This window comes from Paraburkholderia sp. BR13444 (assembly GCF_040948755.1).
Classification (GTDB): Bacteria; Pseudomonadota; Gammaproteobacteria; order Burkholderiales; family Burkholderiaceae; genus Paraburkholderia; species Paraburkholderia youngii.
In genome coordinates, this window is sequence record NZ_JBFPKM010000015.1 from 24,097 (window position 1) to 38,629 (window position 14,533).

A 14,533-nucleotide genomic window follows, 5' to 3' on the forward strand; every position below is an offset into this window, starting at 1 on the left:
CCGGCTGGCAGGGTTCCGGCGCTCTTGCACCGGAACCCGAAGTCGTTGCAACACATCTCGAGAATCCCGATGGATAAGCGCTCTTACTTCGGCACCAGCGCGCTGCCCTACCTGCTCGTCGCGCCGCAGCTGATCATCACGCTGGTGTTCTTCCTGTGGCCGGCCGGCGTCGCGCTCTGGCAATCGACGCAAACTCAGGACGCGTTCGGCACGTCGAGCGAGTTCGTCGGACTCGCGAACTTCAAGCAGCTGTTCGCCGATCCTTTATATCTCGCGTCGTTCAACACGACGATCGTGTTCTGCACGCTCGTCACCGTGTCGGGCCTCGTCATCTCGCTGTTGCTGGCGGTCTGTGCGGACCGCGTGACGCGCGGCGCGAAGGCCTATCAAACGCTGCTGATCTGGCCGTACGCGGTCGCGCCCGCGATCGCCGCGGTGCTGTGGTCGTTCCTGTTCAACCCGAGCATCGGCCTCGTCACGTACGCGCTCGCGAAATACGGCGTCGTGTGGAATCACGCGCTGAACCCCGGTCAGGCGATGTTCCTCGTCGTGCTCGCGTCGGTCTGGCAGCAGATCAGCTATAACTTCCTGTTTTTCTACGCGGGGCTGCAGGCGATTCCGCGCTCGCTGATCGAGGCGGCCGCGATCGACGGCGCCGGTCCGGTGCGGCGCTTCTTCGGCATCGCGCTGCCGCTGCTGTCGCCTACCACGTTCTTTTTGCTGGTGATCAACATCACCTACGCGTTCTTCGACACCTTCCCCGTGATCGACGCGGCGACCGGCGGCGGACCAGGCCAGGCGACCCGCACGCTGATCTACAAGATCTTCGCCGAAGGCTTCCAGGGGCTCGACATCGGCAGCTCCGGCGCGCAGTCGGTCGTGCTGATGATCATCGTCGTCGCGCTGACCGTCGTGCAATTCCGCTTCATCGAACGCAGGGTTCAATACTCATGATCGAGAACCGACGCGGTTTCGACCTGTTCTGTCACGCGGTGCTGATCATCGGCGTCGCGCTGGTGGTGTTTCCGGTGTACGTCGCGTTCTGCGCGGCGACGATGAGCGATCACGAGGTGTTCACAGTGCCGCTGTCGCTCGTGCCCAGCACGCACCTGTTCGAGAACATCGTCACGATCTGGACGCAGGGCACCGGCAACGCGGCGGCGCCGTTCAATCGCATGCTGCTCAACAGCCTCGTGATGGCGCTCGTGATCGCGGTGGGCAAGATCGCCGTGTCGATGATCTCCGCGTACGCGATCGTCTACTTCCGCTTTCCGTTTCGCACGGCCGCGTTCTGGCTGATTTTCATCACGCTGATGCTGCCGGTCGAAGTGCGGATTTTTCCGACCGTGCAGGTGGTGTCGTCGATGCATCTGAGCAATACGTACACCGGTTTGACGCTGCCGCTGATCGCGTCGGCGACCGCGACGTTCCTGTTCCGCCAGTTCTTCAAGACGCTGCCCGACGAGCTGATGGAAGCTGCGCGCATCGACGGCGCGGGCGCGCTGCGCTTCTTCTGGGACGTCGTGCTGCCGCTGTCGCGGACCACGATGGCCGCCCTCTTCGTAATCACGTTCATCTACGGCTGGAACCAGTATCTGTGGCCGATCCTGATCACGAGCCAGCAGTCGCTGACCACCGCGGTGATCGGCATCAGGGGGATGATCGCCTCGGGCGATACCGCGACCGAATGGCATCTGGTGATGACGGCCACGCTGCTCGCGATGCTGCCGCCGCTCGCCGTGGTGCTGACGATGCAGCGCTGGTTCGTGCGCGGCCTCGTGGACTCGGAAAAGTAATCCGGTATGGCGGACTGCGACAAGCACTCAAAATCAAAGGCTAGAACCGCATGGCTGCACTGACTCTGCAAAACGTTAAGAAAACCTACGACGGCAAACAGTTCGTATTGCACGGCATCGACGTCGACATCGCCGCCGGCGAATTCGTCGTGATGGTCGGCCCGTCCGGCTGCGGCAAATCGACGTTGCTGCGGATGGTCGCCGGCCTCGAGCGCATCTCCGACGGCAGCATCTCGATCGCCGGCAAGGTCGTCAACGACTTGGAGCCGAAGGATCGCAACATCGCGATGGTGTTCCAGAACTACGCGCTGTATCCGCATATGAGCGTGGCCGAGAACATGGGTTACGCGCTGAAGATCGCGGGCGTCGATCGCGCGCAGATCGCGAAACGCGTCGAAGCCGCCGCGCAGATTCTCGAACTCGGCGCGCTGCTGCAGCGCAAGCCGCGCGAACTGTCGGGCGGACAGCGCCAGCGCGTCGCGATGGGCCGCGCGATCGTGCGCGAACCGGCGGTGTTTCTGTTCGACGAACCGCTGTCGAATCTCGACGCGCGTCTGCGCGTGCAGATGCGCCTCGAAATCCAGCGCCTGCATGCGCGCCTTAAGACCACGAGCCTGTACGTCACGCACGACCAGATCGAAGCGATGACGCTGGCGCAACGCGTGATCGTGATGAACAAGGGCCACGCCGAGCAGATCGGCGCGCCGACCGAAGTCTACGAGCGACCGGCGACGGTGTTCGTCGCGAGCTTCATCGGCTCGCCGGGGATGAACCTGCTCGAAGGCCGGGTTTCGGACGACGGCTCGACCTTCGACGTCGCCGGCAACGGCCCGAAGCTGCCGCTCGCGGGCGTGCCGTCGATCGGCCGCGAAGTCGCGACGGGCCGCGAATGGACGCTCGGCATTCGCCCCGAGCATCTGAGCCCCGGCACGGCCGATGCGACGCTCACCGTCGATTCCTGCGAGATTCTCGGCGCGGACAATCTCGCCCACGGCCGCTGGGGCAAGCACGACGTGACCGCGCGACTGCCGCACGCTCATCGTCCGGCGGCGGGCGAGACGCTGCAGCTCGCGCTGCCCGCACGACATCTGCACTTCTTCGATCCGGTGACGGGACGGCGCGCGAACTGACACCGATGCCGGACGCCGCCGCCTTCTCCCGTCGGCGGCGTCGCGCAATGGCTCCGAAGATCGGCGACACGGTGCGTGCAAATAGCGCACCACCCGGTGCGTGAAGCGGCCCGCCAGCGGTCCGCCCGCCGCCCGGCCCCCGCCGGGCGAAGTACAATGCCACCTGAACCACATGCCGCGCGTGGCAGCGTCGTCGAATCCGGCGCCGCGCCGGCCGGCGCCGGGTGTTCCGCCCGGCCCTCACACCGATTACCCATTCAACCCCGACTGCCCGCCCGCACGCGGCCGGCATCGTCAACGTCTACTGCAAGCAAATGGCCCAATACGTTTTCACCATGAACCGGGTCGGCAAAATCGTGCCGCCCAAGCGCCAGATCCTCAAAGACATTTCGCTATCGTTCTTCCCCGGCGCGAAGATCGGCCTGCTCGGTCTGAACGGCTCGGGCAAGTCGACGCTGATTCGCATCATGGCCGGTGTGGACACGGAGATCGAAGGCGAAGCCACGCCGATGCCGAATCTGAACATCGGCTATCTGCCGCAGGAGCCGCAACTCGATCCGCAGAAAACCGTGCGTGAAGCGGTCGAGGAAGGCCTCGGCGACGTGTTCAACGCACAGAAGAAGCTCGACGAAATCTACGCGGCCTACGCGGAGCCGGACGCCGACTTCGACGCTCTCGCGGCCGAGCAGGCGAAGTACGAAGCGATCCTCGCGACGACCGACGGCAGCGCCGAGCAGCAAATCGAAATCGCCGCCGACGCACTGCGCCTGCCGGCGTGGGACGCGAAGATCGAGCATCTGTCGGGCGGCGAAAAGCGCCGCGTCGCGCTGTGCAAGCTGCTGCTGCAAAAGCCCGACATGCTGCTGCTCGACGAGCCGACCAACCACCTCGACGCGGAATCGGTCGAATGGCTCGAGCAGTTCCTGACGCGCTTCCCGGGTACCGTGGTCGCCGTCACGCACGATCGCTACTTCCTCGACAACGCCGCCGAGTGGATTCTCGAGCTCGACCGCGGTCACGGCATTCCGTGGAAGGGCAACTACAGCAGCTGGCTCGATCAGAAGGAAGAGCGCCTGAAGCAGGAAGAAGCGTCGGAGTCGGCGCGCCAGAAGGCGATCAAGAAGGAGCTCGAGTGGGTGCGCCAGAACCCGAAGGGCCGTCAGGCGAAGTCGAAGGCGCGTATCGCCCGCTTCGAGGAACTGAACAGCCAGGACTACCAGAAGCGCAACGAAACGCAGGAAATCTTCATTCCGGTCGGCGACCGCCTCGGCAATGAAGTGATCGAGTTCAAGAACGTCAGCAAGTCGTACGGCGATCGTCTGCTGCTCGATAACGTCAGCTTCAAGATTCCGGCCGGCGCGATCGTCGGCATCATCGGTCCGAACGGCGCCGGCAAGTCGACGCTGTTCCGGATGCTGACCGGCCGCGAACAACCGGATTCGGGCGAGATCGTGCAGGGCCCGACCGTCAAGCTCGCTTACGTCGACCAGAGCCGCGAAGCGCTCGCAGCCAACAAGACGGTGTTCGAGGAAATCTCGGGCGGCGCCGACGTGCTGACGGTCGGCAAGTACGAAACGCCGTCGCGCGCGTATATCGGCCGCTTCAACTTCAAGGGCGGCGACCAGCAGAAGATCGTCGGCAATCTGTCCGGCGGCGAGCGCGGTCGTCTGCATCTGGCGAAGACGCTGATCGCGGGCGGCAACGTACTGCTGCTCGACGAACCGTCGAACGACCTCGACGTCGAAACGCTGCGCGCGCTCGAAGACGCGCTGCTCGAATTCGCGGGTTCGGTGCTCGTGATCTCGCACGATCGCTGGTTCCTCGACCGTATCGCGACGCATATCCTCGCGTTCGAAGGCGACTCGCAAGTCACGTTCTTCGACGGCAACTACCAGGAATACGAAGCGGACAAGCGCGCGCGTCTCGGCGAGGAAGGCGCGCGCCCGAAGCGTCTGCGCTACAAGCCGATCTCGCGTTAACAGGCGGGCACACCGGCCCGTCTGGCGCAATGCCGGACGGGCCCCGGGGCATGCGCGTTGCTATTCGTCACCTGATGGAGGCGCGCGTGACAGTCCCGCGCACACGACAGACGGTCAACACGGCGCCGCCCGACACGCAGCGCGTTGACGAGGAGACACAGGCATGGCGATGTCGAAGGGCAGGCGCTGGATCGTCGTCGTGGGCGGAACGCTATTGGCGTTGATTCTGATCGCGATCGGCGCAATGCAATTCGCGCAACAGGAAGTCAAGAATCGCGTCAGCGCGGCGCTCGGCCCGCTCGGCAGCGCCGACAGTATCGACGTCGGCCTCACTTCGGTACACCTGACCCATGTCGTGCTGAAAGCGCCGCCAGGCTGGCCGGCGGCCGAACCGCTACGCGCCGACGAAATCACGATCACCCCCGACGTGCGCGATCTGATCGCGCGGCGCATGCATATCCGCGAGGTCGTCGTGCGCGGCTTCGACATGGCCGTGTTACGCACGAAGGACGGCTCGCTGAATCTGCTGCCGAACCTGCGCGAATCGCTGAACCGAGGCGATCATTCGGGCGGCTCCGGCACGGCGGCGTCGATCCCACGCGAAAAACTGGTCGACCATATCCGCTTCGAACACGGCAACTTCCACTTCTACGACATGAGCGTCGGGCCGCCGCCGTTCAAGGTCACGGTCAGCAACGCGAACGCGAGCGTCGACAATCTGCATCTGCCGTCGCTTGCCGAGCCGACCAATGTCAGCGTTCGCGGCTCGCTGAAGGGTCCGGCGCATACCGGCACCGTGACGTTCGACGGTTGGATCAAGATCGCCAGCCGCGATTCGCAGACGACGACCACGCTGCATGGTGTCGATGTCGCGATGCTCGATCCCTATCTGCTGAAGAAGGCCGGCACGCGCGCGCAGGTGACGGGCGGTACGGTCGATCTGTCGATCGAATCGACAGTGCGCGACTATCATCTGCACGCGCCCGGCACGGTGACGGTCCACAATCTGCAACTCGCCGAAACCGACAATCCGCTCGAGACGTTCATGTCGATTCCGACCCGCGCCGCCGTCGCCGCGCTCAAGACGCATGACGGCAACATCACACTGCATTTCGTGCTCGACGGCGATCTGCGCGATCCGAAGTTCTCGGTACGCGAAGGGATCCTCAAGCGCATCGGCGAGGGGTTTGCAAAGGCGCTGGGGGTCAGCGTCGAAGGTGTCGCGAAGGGTGCGGGGGAGACCGTCAAAGGCCTCGGCAATGCGTTGAAGAATCTGCTGGGACAGTAGCGGTAGCGCTCAGCTCAAACCGGCAAGCCCAATTCGCGCAGCTTCGCTTCCGTTTGCGCGGCGCTCGTGTGATGCACGCCGTGCCAGCCGAGCGCCGTAGCAGCTTCGGCGTTTTTCGCGTTGTCGTCGATGAACACGAGTTCGGCCGGCTCGACGCCGGGCATCTGCAGCTCGATGCGCCGGCGCATCTCGGCGAAGATCGCCGGATCGGGCTTCACGAGCTTCACGCGCCCCGACACGACGATGTCGCGAAAGCGCCGCAGCACCGGATAGTGCTCCCACGCATACGGGAAGGTCTCGGCCGACCAGTTGGTGAGCCCGAAGAGCGGCACCTCGGCCGCTTCGAGCTTCTCCATCAGCGCGATGCCGTCGTCGAGCACGCCCGCCACCATTTGATGCCAGCGCTCGTAGAACGCGCGGATCAGCGGTTCGTGATCGGGAAACTGCGCGATCAGCTCGTCGGTGGCTTCGACGATCGGCTGGCCGCCGTCCTGGCGGATCACCCAGTCCATCGAGCAGACGTGCGTGAGGAACCAGCGGCGCTCCGATTCGTCGGGAATCAGCTCGCGGTACAGGTACTCGGGACTCCAATCGATCAGCACGCCGCCGAAATCGAACACCACTGCCTTGATCGCCATGCACCACGCTCCGTTTGCAAGGTCGCCGCTACGCTCAGATCGGTTGCGTGCGCAGTTCGAGCCACGCCTTGGCGTCGCCCGATACATGCGGCGTGAGGCGCGCGCGCACCGTCTCGTGATACGCGTTGAGCCACGCGCGCTCGTCGTCGCGCAGCAGCGCCAGCTCGATGCAGCGCGTGTCGATCGGGCACAGCGTCAGGGTCTCGAACTTCAGGAAGTCGCCGAATTCGGTTTTTTCCGCGGCCACGTTCAGCACGAGGTTTTCGATGCGCACGCCCCACTTCCCCGGCCGATACAGACCCGGCTCGTTCGACGTGATCATGCCCTCTTCCATCGCGGTCCACGGTTCGGCCGGCGCGTAGTGCGAAATCACCTGCGGGCCTTCGTGCACATTCAGGAAGTAGCCAACCCCGTGACCGGTGCCATGGCCATAGTCCGCGCCGGCCTGCCAGATCGGCGCGCGCGCGATCGCGTCGAGCATCGGTGAGCGGATACCGCGTGGGAATTGCGCGCGTGACAGCGCGATCATGCCCTTCAGCACGACCGTGAAATCGCGGCGCTGTTCGTTGCTCGGCGTGCCGATCGGGACGACGCGCGTGATGTCAGTCGTGCCGCTCAGGTACTGGCCGCCCGAATCGATCAGCAGCAGGCCGTTGCCTTCGATCACCGCATGCGACTCCTCGGTCGCGCGATAGTGCGGCATCGCGCCGTTCGCGTTGAAGCCCGCGATCGTCGCGAAGCTCAGCGACACGAAGCCGGGACGGCGCGCGCGAGCGGCAGTCAGACGCTCGTCGATCGTCAGTTCGGTGATGCGCTCGCGGCCCAGCGCGCTTTCGAACCAGGCGAAGAATTCCGCGAGGGCCGCGCCGTCCTGCTCCATCGTGTCCCGCACGTGCGCGGCATCGGCGGCGGTTTTGCACGACTTGAGGAACGTGGACGGATTGACCGCCTCGACCACCTTGACCGACGACGGCACCGCCTGCAGCGAGCCGTACGTGATGCGGCGCGGGTCGATCAGCAGCGTGCTGCCGGCTGGCAGCGCGGCGAGCGCGTCGGCGGCTTTCGCGTATGGCTCGACGCTGATGCCGTCGCGCGCGAGCACGTCGGCGAGCGCCGGCGACACTTTGCCGTCGGCGATAAAGAGGGACACGCGATCCACGCCGATCAGCGCGTGCGCGACGAACACCGGGTTGTAACTGACGTCGGCGCCGCGCAGGTTCAGCAGCCAGGCGAGGTCGTCGAGCGTCGAGATGAAGTGCCACTGCGCGCCTTTGTCGGCCATCGCGCGACGCACCTGCGCGAGCTTGTCCGCGCGCGCGACGCCCGCTTGCGGCGCAGCGTGCTCGAAGACTGCGTCGGCGGGCAGCGCCGGGCGCTGCGCCCAGATCGCCTCGAACAGGTCGATGTCGGGGCGCAGTTGCACGCCGCGCGCGTTCAGCGCCGTGCTCAACGCACGCGCGGCCGCGACGCCGAGCACCGCGCCATCCACCCCGACCGTGCCGCCGCTCACGACGTTCTGCGCGAGCCATTCGAAATGCGGCGTCGTGAGCTGGCCGCCGGTCATCTTCATCAGTTCGACACCGGTGCCGGCGAGCTGCGCGGTTGCCTGCTCCCAGTAGCGACTGTCGGTCCAGACGCCGGCGAAATCGGCGGTGACGATCAGCGTGCCGGCCGAGCCGGTGAAGCCCGACAGCCACTGGCGGCCTTGCCAGCGCCCTGGCAGATACTCGGACAGATGCGGATCGGCCGACGGCACGAGGTAAGCGGCGATGCCTTCGCGCGCCATCGCGGCGCGCAGGCTCGCGAGGCGCTCGGGAATGGAGGAGGTTTCGGGGAGTCGGGCGTTCATGGAGTTACCTGCAAGGATTCATCGACGGATTGACCGGCGCGAAAAAAGACCGACCGTCACGGCGACGGCGATCAGCGCGACGGCGGTGCATACCGGCCATTCGAGCATGTCGCCGTCATGGAAAAGACCCGTCACGTTGCCGGCCATGCGCGCGACGCTCGCGCCGAGCACGCCGGCCAACAGTGCGGCCCACCAGCGCGCGCGGCTCACCCTGCGCAGCGGGTGCAACCACCAGCCCGCGAGGCCGATCACGACGCCGAGAACGAGAATGCCTGGCCACCCCATCAGGCGTGGGCTCCGGATTGGGTGCCGGAACAGGGCAAGTTCAATTTCGGATTCGTCTCATAGGACGACGGAGCCGCCAAGGCTAGCATTTTGGCCTCTTTAACTATAGAAGTTCAGCACGGCGCTTTCCGCATAGCGGTTGAGTTTAGGGGTCGGAGTGTACTTAGGCAAGTTATAAGCCTGACGAAAAATCTCACGCTCCGCTCGTTGCCAGGCTGACGCCGCGCCATGCGTATCGCACTTATCGAACCCGACCTGCAACACGCCAAGCTGGTCGACCGGCTGATTTTCGCCGGCGGCCATGTATGCCTTCACTTCACCACCAGCGCCACCTTCCTGCAGCACGCCACCGATGAATTTTTCGATCTGCTGATCACCGAAAGCTGGGCCGGCGACCATTGCGCCGAAGACGTGATCCCGCGCGCGCGCTCAATTCTGCCAGGTCTGCCCATCATGATGCTGATTGCGGCACCGAGCGAATGCCAGATCGTCGCCGCGCTGCACGCGGGCGCCGACGACTGCCTCAGCAAACCGGTGCGCGGCCCCGAAATGCTTGCGCGAGTCGAGGCGCTGCAACGCCGCGCGGGCCTCCGGCGGCCACCCAAACGTCGGCGCGACGTGATCGGCGGCTATACCTTCGACGCGGCGAATTGCGCCGTGACCTTCCGTGAGATGACCGTCATCCTGACGCCAAAGGAATTCCGCCTCGCGCTGCTGCTGTTCAACAATCTGGCGCGACCGGTGTCGCGCGCGCATATTCTCGAAACCGTGTGGTCGCGCCGGCGCGACGTAAAGTCGCGCACCATCGACACTCACGCGTCGCGCGTGCGCGGCAAGCTGCAACTGCGTCCGGAACTTGGCTACGCGCTGACGCCGGTCTATGGTTACGGTTACCAGCTCGACGCGATTCCGCCAGAGACTCAGACAGGCGAGAGCTGACGCATGCTGGGTATTCGGCGTGCGGGATGTGAGAATCGTGAAAACGCTATAATATAAGGCTGAACGATAGCTCCCCCAAATGCAGCTTCTAACGATCGGAATCAACCATCACACTGCGCCTGTCGCCTTGCGCGAACGCGTGGCGTTTCCGCTCGAACAGATCAAGCCCGCTCTGGATACGTTCAAAGGCATCTGGCTGGGCCGCATGGCCCCCAATGCGCCGGAAGCGGCAATTCTTTCCACCTGCAACCGCACTGAACTCTACTGCGCGACCGACGACCTCGCAGCACGCGAAGCCTCGGTCCAGTGGCTGTCGAAGTACCACAATCTCCCCATCGATGAACTCGCGCCGCACGTCTACGCGCTGCCGCAGTCCGAAGCCGTGCGGCATGCGTTCCGCGTTGCGTCGGGGCTCGATTCGATGGTCCTCGGCGAGACGCAGATCGTCGGGCAAATGAAGGACGCGGTCCGCACCGCGTCCGAAGCCGGCGCACTCGGCACCTACCTGAATCAGTTGTTCCAGCGCACCTTCGCCGTCGCAAAGGAAGTGCGCAGCACCACTGAAATCGGCGCGCAGTCGGTATCGATGGCCGCCGCCGCAGTACGCCTCGCCCAACGCATTTTCGACAAGATCGCGAACCAGCGCGTGCTGTTCATCGGTGCGGGCGAAATGATCGAGCTCTGCGCGACGCATTTCGCCGCGCAACATCCGCGTGAACTCGTCGTCGCGAACCGCACCGCCGAGCGCGGCATGCGGCTCGCCGAGCGCTTCAACGGCCGCGCAATTCCGCTCTCCGAGTTGCCCTCCCGGATGCACGAGTTCGACATCATCGTGTCGTGCACGGCGTCCACGCTGCCGATCATCGGTCTCGGCGCGGTCGAGCGCGCGGTCAAGGCGCGCCGTCACCGGCCGATTTTCATGGTCGACCTCGCGGTGCCGCGCGACATCGAACCCGAAGCCGGCCAGCTCGAAGACGTGTTCCTGTACACCGTCGACGACCTCGGCGCGATCGTCCGCGAAGGCAATGCGTCGCGCCAGGCTGCGGTCGCGCAGGCCGAAGCGATCATCGAAACGCGCGTGCAGAACTTCATGCAGTGGCTCGACGCGCGCAGCATCGTGCCCGTGATCCGCCACATGCACACGCAGGCCGACACGCTGCGCCGCGCGGAAGTCGAACGCGCACAGAAAATGCTCGCGCGCGGCGACGACCCGGCTGCAGTGCTCGAAGCACTGTCGCAATCGCTCACCAACAAGCTGATCCATGGTCCTACTCACGCGTTGAACCGCGCGAGCAGCGACAACCGTGACAAGCTGATCGAGCTGATGAGCGGCTTCTACAAACACCCCGGCTCTTCCGAGCGTTAGCGCCGCAGTGCTCGCCGCACCCCGCGCGCCACCGCTGTGGCTCGCGAAGTGCTTCCGCCCCGGGCATTCGCCCGTTCCCCTGGCCGCATCCTTTCCGGAGTCCGCTCCGCTACCCGCCCGATGAAAACGAGCATGCAACGCAAGCTCGACCAGCTGACCACCCGGCTGGCCGAACTGAACGACCTGTTGAGCCGCGAGGACATCACCGCCAACCTCGACCAATACCGCAAGCTCACGCGCGAACACGCGGAGCTCGGCCCGGTCGTCGAGCATTACGGGCTGTGGCGCCAGGCGCAGAACGACGCAGCCACCGCGCAGGAATTGCTCGCCGACGTGTCGATGCGCGATTTCGCCGAAGAGGAAATCCGCGCGGCGCGCGATCGTATGGAAACGCTCGGCGTCGAACTGCAGAAAATGCTGCTGCCGAAGGACCCGAACGACGAGCGCAACATCTTCCTCGAAATCCGAGCCGGCACCGGCGGCGACGAATCCGCGCTGTTCGCTGGCGATCTGCTGCGCATGTATCTGCGCTATGCCGAGCGCAATCGTTGGCAGGTCGAGATGATGTCGGCGAGCGAATCGGATCTCGGCGGCTATCGCGAAGTCATCGTGCGAATTGCCGGCGATGCCGCGTATTCGAAGCTGAAATTCGAGTCCGGCGGGCATCGCGTGCAGCGCGTGCCGGCCACCGAAACGCAAGGCCGCATCCATACTTCGGCCTGCACGGTCGCGGTGATGCCGGAAGCGGACGAGATCGGCGAGGTCGAGATCAATCCGGCCGATCTGCGTATCGACACGTTCCGCGCGTCGGGCGCGGGCGGCCAGCACATCAACAAGACCGACTCGGCAGTGCGCGTCACGCACTTGCCGACCGGCATCGTCGTCGAATGTCAGGACGACCGTTCGCAGCACAAGAACAAGGACCGCGCGCTGAAGGTGCTCGCAGCGCGCATCAAGGATAAGCAAACGCACGAGCAGCAGACGAAGGAAGCGGCGACGCGCAAGAACCTGATCGGCTCGGGCGACCGCTCGGAGCGCATCCGCACCTACAACTTCCCGCAGGGGCGCCTCACCGATCACCGCATCAACCTGACGCTGTATCGCCTCGACGCGATCATGGACGGCGATCTCGAAGAACTGATCGCGGCGCTCGTCAGCGAGCATCAGGCCGAGCTGCTGGCCTCGCTCGGCGACGCGGACTGACGCCCCGCCAATGACCGACGCTTCCCCAATCCCGCTAGACCCCGCCGCTCCGCCCGCGACGGCCGACGTGCTATTGCGCGCATCGCCATTGCCGCCGCTCGAAGCGCGGATTCTGCTCACCCATGTGCTCGGCTGGCGGCGCACGCAGCTGATCACGCGCGGCGCGGAGCCGCTCGAGCGGGCGAGCGTCGAGCGTTATCGCGCGCTGGAGGCGCGGCGCATGGCCGGCGAGCCGGTCGCGCAACTCGTCGGCGCGCGCGAGTTCTTCGGGCTCGAATTCGAAGTCACGCCGCACGTGCTGATTCCGCGTCCCGAAACCGAGCTGCTGGTGGAGACCACGCTAGCGGCGATCGAAGCTCGGCCGCGTCCCCGCGTGCTCGACCTCGGCACTGGAACCGGCGCAATCGCGGTGGCGATTGCGTCGATGCGGCCCGACGCCCAGGTCTGGGCACTCGACCGCTCGGCCGACGCGCTCGCCGTCGCCGCGCGCAACGGCGCGCGCCTGCTCGATGCGAAGCGCCCCGGCGGCGCCGTGACGTTCCTGCACAGCGACTGGTACGCCTCGCTCGACGCCGCGCTGCGCTTCGACGCGATCGTCAGCAACCCACCGTATATCGCGAGCGGCGACCCGCATCTAGCCGAAGGCGATTTGCGCTTCGAGCCGCGCGGCGCGCTCACCGACGAGGCCGACGGCCTCAGCGCGATCCGCGCGATCGTCGCCGGTGCCCCCGAGCGTCTCGCCGCCGATGGCGCGCTTTGGATCGAACATGGCTACGACCAGGCGGAAGCCGTGCGCGCGTTGCTGAGCGCGGGCGGTTTTGCCGAGGTCCGCTCGGAGCGCGATCTCGCCGGTATCGAGCGCATCAGCGGGGGCGTGTTGCGCGCCGCGGCGGCCTGAGGGCGGTCGCCGAGGCTAAAACCCCAGGCGCGACGCGGCTGCGGCCGCCCGTAGCGAAATCCGCTATCATTTCAGCCTATTCCCATCCTTTATCGGAACCGCAAGGTCAGTCATGGATACGCAACAACGCATCAAGCAAATCGTCGACGGCAACAACGTCGTTCTCTTCATGAAGGGCACGGCCCAGTTCCCGATGTGCGGTTTTTCCGGCCGCGCCATCCAGATCCTGAAAGCGTGCGGCGTCGGTGAAATCAAGACCGTCAACGTGCTCGAAGACGACGAAATCCGTCAGGGCATCAAGGTGTTCTCGAACTGGCCGACCATTCCGCAGTTGTACGTGAAGGGCGAATTCATCGGCGGCTCGGACATCATGATGGAGATGTACGAATCGGGCGAACTGCAGCAGCTGTTCGCCGCGGCCTGAGCGCTCTGCGCTCCGTTCGCTTTATCAGGCGCCCCAAGCCATGCAGCAAGCACGCACCGCGGCCCCCCGCCGGCTGATCGTCGCGATCACCGGCGCCACCGGCGCCATCTACGGCATCCGGCTGCTCGAGACGCTGCGGCGGCTCGGCGGCGTCGAGAGCCACCTGCTGATTTCGAGCGCGGGTTGGCTCAACATCCAGCATGAACTCCAGTTGGGCAAAGAAGACGTGCATCCGCTCGCGGATGTCGTCCATTCGGTGCGCGACGTCGGCGCGAGCATCGCGTCCGGCTCGTTCGCGACTGACGGCATGATCGTCGCGCCCTGCTCGATGAAAACGCTCGCGAGTATCGCGCACGGTTTCGCCGACAACCTGATCACCCGCGCCGCCGATGTGACACTGAAGGAGCGTCGCCGCCTCGTGCTGCTGGTGCGCGAAACGCCGTTGAACCTCGCGCATCTGCGCAATATGACTGCCGTCACCGAGATGGGCGGCGTGATCTTCCCACCTCTGCCCGCGTTCTATAACCAGCCTGCTTCGATCGACGAGATGGTCGACCATACGGTCGCACGCGTGCTCGATCTGTTTGCGCTGGGACCGGCGTTGTCGCCGGCATGGCAAGGACTGCGGGACGCGCAGGATTAGCAGCGGCAACGCGAATTAACAACAATCGCGACACAATCAATTCCCCGCAAGCCCATTTATCAAGCTGCCGTGCGGACCTATATTGGTAGCAACCC

At 65.2% G+C, this 14,533-nt stretch carries 14 protein-coding genes; 11 read left to right on the forward strand and 3 right to left on the reverse strand.

Translation table 11 applies throughout. The features are described 5' to 3' along the window. Positions 1-69: 69 nt before the first annotated feature. The 5 genes from ugpA (at position 70) to AB3X95_RS30705 (ending at position 6,193) form a co-directional block, all read left to right on the forward strand. Positions 70-954 (forward strand): sn-glycerol-3-phosphate ABC transporter permease UgpA, encoded by an 885-nt coding sequence (ugpA, locus tag AB3X95_RS30685; protein ID WP_018433769.1) that lies wholly within the window; start codon positions 70-72, stop codon positions 952-954. Then, positions 951-1,796 carry a sn-glycerol-3-phosphate ABC transporter permease UgpE gene (ugpE, locus tag AB3X95_RS30690; protein ID WP_176110202.1) on the forward strand — a complete coding sequence of 282 codons (846 nt, stop codon included), beginning with the start codon at positions 951-953 and terminating at the stop codon, positions 1,794-1,796. The genes ugpA and ugpE overlap by 4 nt, the downstream gene beginning before the upstream one ends. A gap of 50 nt (positions 1,797-1,846) precedes the next feature. Beyond that, positions 1,847-2,926 (forward strand): sn-glycerol-3-phosphate import ATP-binding protein UgpC, encoded by a 1,080-nt coding sequence (locus tag AB3X95_RS30695; RefSeq protein WP_176367430.1) that lies wholly within the window; start codon positions 1,847-1,849, stop codon positions 2,924-2,926. A gap of 314 nt (positions 2,927-3,240) precedes the next feature. After that, the gene (ettA, locus tag AB3X95_RS30700; protein ID WP_152853645.1) at positions 3,241-4,905 is read left to right on the forward strand and encodes an energy-dependent translational throttle protein EttA; all 1,665 of its coding nucleotides are present in this window, start codon (positions 3,241-3,243) and stop codon (positions 4,903-4,905) included. 163 nt (positions 4,906-5,068) lie between these two features. Then, the gene (locus AB3X95_RS30705) at positions 5,069-6,193 is read left to right on the forward strand and encodes a DUF748 domain-containing protein (RefSeq protein WP_368623313.1); all 1,125 of its coding nucleotides are present in this window, start codon (positions 5,069-5,071) and stop codon (positions 6,191-6,193) included. Positions 6,194-6,207: 14 nt separating this feature from the next. On the opposite strand, the gene AB3X95_RS30710 is transcribed toward AB3X95_RS30705, so the two are convergent. The 3 genes from AB3X95_RS30710 to AB3X95_RS30720 are packed head-to-tail and all read right to left on the reverse strand — an operon-like array spanning position 6,208 to position 8,965. After that, positions 6,208-6,831, reverse strand: a complete 624-nt coding sequence (locus tag AB3X95_RS30710) for an HAD family hydrolase (RefSeq protein ID WP_176124308.1) — start codon at positions 6,829-6,831, stop codon at positions 6,208-6,210. A gap of 34 nt (positions 6,832-6,865) precedes the next feature. Next, complete coding sequence (locus AB3X95_RS30715; protein WP_368623314.1) at positions 6,866-8,680, reverse strand: aminopeptidase P family protein; 1,815 nt, start codon at positions 8,678-8,680, stop codon at positions 6,866-6,868. Between the two features lie 18 nt (positions 8,681-8,698). Beyond that, entirely contained in the window at positions 8,699-8,965 is a 267-nt protein-coding gene (locus AB3X95_RS30720; protein ID WP_176367435.1) for a hypothetical protein, read from the reverse strand. A 228-nt stretch (positions 8,966-9,193) separates the two neighbouring features. Here AB3X95_RS30720 and AB3X95_RS30725 point away from each other — a divergent pair, with 228 nt between their 5' ends. From AB3X95_RS30725 to AB3X95_RS30750, 6 genes are all read left to right on the forward strand, one after another. Beyond that, positions 9,194-9,904, forward strand: a complete 711-nt coding sequence (locus tag AB3X95_RS30725; RefSeq protein ID WP_176124305.1) for a response regulator transcription factor — start codon at positions 9,194-9,196, stop codon at positions 9,902-9,904. 79 nt (positions 9,905-9,983) lie between these two features. Next, entirely contained in the window at positions 9,984-11,270 is a 1,287-nt protein-coding gene (gene hemA / locus AB3X95_RS30730) for a glutamyl-tRNA reductase (protein ID WP_176367436.1), read from the forward strand. 120 nt (positions 11,271-11,390) lie between these two features. Continuing rightward, on the forward strand, positions 11,391-12,473 hold the full coding sequence (gene prfA / locus AB3X95_RS30735; protein ID WP_176110186.1) for a peptide chain release factor 1: 1,083 nt from the start codon (positions 11,391-11,393) through the stop codon (positions 12,471-12,473). Between the two features lie 10 nt (positions 12,474-12,483). After that, positions 12,484-13,371, forward strand: a complete 888-nt coding sequence (gene prmC / locus AB3X95_RS30740; RefSeq protein WP_368623315.1) for a peptide chain release factor N(5)-glutamine methyltransferase — start codon at positions 12,484-12,486, stop codon at positions 13,369-13,371. A 112-nt stretch (positions 13,372-13,483) separates the two neighbouring features. After that, complete coding sequence (grxD, locus tag AB3X95_RS30745) at positions 13,484-13,795, forward strand: Grx4 family monothiol glutaredoxin (protein ID WP_008918687.1); 312 nt, start codon at positions 13,484-13,486, stop codon at positions 13,793-13,795. Positions 13,796-13,835: 40 nt separating this feature from the next. Next, a complete protein-coding gene (locus tag AB3X95_RS30750; RefSeq protein ID WP_176110182.1) occupies positions 13,836-14,438 on the forward strand; it encodes a UbiX family flavin prenyltransferase in 603 nt (200 codons plus the stop codon). Positions 14,439-14,533: the final 95 nt, after the last annotated feature.

Coding starts and splice junctions, on each gene's coding strand:
- AB3X95_RS30715 (WP_368623314.1), bottom strand. CDS start 8,680: ATGAACGCCCGACTCCCCGAAACCTCCTCCATTCCCGAGCGCCTCGCG.
- ugpA (WP_018433769.1), top strand. CDS start 70: ATGGATAAGCGCTCTTACTTCGGCACCAGCGCGCTGCCCTACCTGCTC.
- AB3X95_RS30710 (WP_176124308.1), bottom strand. CDS start 6,831: ATGGCGATCAAGGCAGTGGTGTTCGATTTCGGCGGCGTGCTGATCGAT.
- AB3X95_RS30705 (WP_368623313.1), top strand. CDS start 5,069: ATGGCGATGTCGAAGGGCAGGCGCTGGATCGTCGTCGTGGGCGGAACG.
- AB3X95_RS30750 (WP_176110182.1), top strand. CDS start 13,836: ATGCAGCAAGCACGCACCGCGGCCCCCCGCCGGCTGATCGTCGCGATC.
- prfA (WP_176110186.1), top strand. CDS start 11,391: ATGAAAACGAGCATGCAACGCAAGCTCGACCAGCTGACCACCCGGCTG.
- ugpE (WP_176110202.1), top strand. CDS start 951: ATGATCGAGAACCGACGCGGTTTCGACCTGTTCTGTCACGCGGTGCTG.
- AB3X95_RS30720 (WP_176367435.1), bottom strand. CDS start 8,965: ATGGGGTGGCCAGGCATTCTCGTTCTCGGCGTCGTGATCGGCCTCGCG.
- hemA (WP_176367436.1), top strand. CDS start 9,984: ATGCAGCTTCTAACGATCGGAATCAACCATCACACTGCGCCTGTCGCC.
- AB3X95_RS30695 (WP_176367430.1), top strand. CDS start 1,847: ATGGCTGCACTGACTCTGCAAAACGTTAAGAAAACCTACGACGGCAAA.
- grxD (WP_008918687.1), top strand. CDS start 13,484: ATGGATACGCAACAACGCATCAAGCAAATCGTCGACGGCAACAACGTC.
- AB3X95_RS30725 (WP_176124305.1), top strand. CDS start 9,194: ATGCGTATCGCACTTATCGAACCCGACCTGCAACACGCCAAGCTGGTC.
- prmC (WP_368623315.1), top strand. CDS start 12,484: ATGACCGACGCTTCCCCAATCCCGCTAGACCCCGCCGCTCCGCCCGCG.
- ettA (WP_152853645.1), top strand. CDS start 3,241: ATGGCCCAATACGTTTTCACCATGAACCGGGTCGGCAAAATCGTGCCG.